Origin of the sequence: Rathayibacter tanaceti, assembly GCF_001634385.1 — a bacterium.
GTDB classification, from domain to species: Bacteria; Actinomycetota; Actinomycetes; order Actinomycetales; family Microbacteriaceae; genus Rathayibacter; species Rathayibacter tanaceti.
Genome location: NZ_LIIN01000312.1, coordinates 1 through 525, shown reverse-complemented (window position 1 = coordinate 525; position 525 = coordinate 1). Strand labels below are relative to the sequence as shown.

The window sequence follows — 525 nt, the reverse complement described above, 5'->3', positions numbered from 1 at the left end:
CGCCCGCGGCCTCCGGATCGGCGTCGAGGCGACCGGCCAGGTGGCGGAGACCGGCGTCCAAGCGCACGACCTCCTCGGGCCGGGCACCTTTCTGCGGGCCGAACACCCGGGCGGCGCCGGCGTCTCCGAGCAGGGGGTTCGTGACGTCGCAGAGGACCTGCACGCCGCCGGCGGGGACCGGCCGGAGTGCACGCCGCTCGACGACCGCGAGATCGAGCAGTGACCCACCGCCGTCTCCCACCTCGTGGCCGGAGAGGGTGAGGAAGCGGGCGCCCAGCTCGCGCAGGCGCCGACGCCGCCGTCGGTCGAGGCGCTGCCGCCGATCGCGAGGAGAAGGGACCGTGCCCCGGCGTCGAGGGCGGCGGCGATGACTCGGCCGAAGCCGCGGGTGTGCGCGGTCAGCGGGCGCAGCGGGCCCAGCGCATTTCCGCTCGCCGAGGCGAGCTCGACCACCGCGGTCCCGTCGGGCAGGAGCAGCCACTCGGCCACGATCGGCCGGCGGCCGGGCCGGGGACGGCGACCGCG

At 77.7% G+C, this 525-nt stretch carries 1 pseudogene; it reads right to left on the bottom strand.

What is annotated here, in order from left to right:
* Nucleotides 1–453 (bottom strand): annotated as a pseudogene (locus ACH61_RS16610) (glycerate kinase); the annotation flags it as partial.
* Nucleotides 454–525 lie beyond the last annotated feature (72 nt).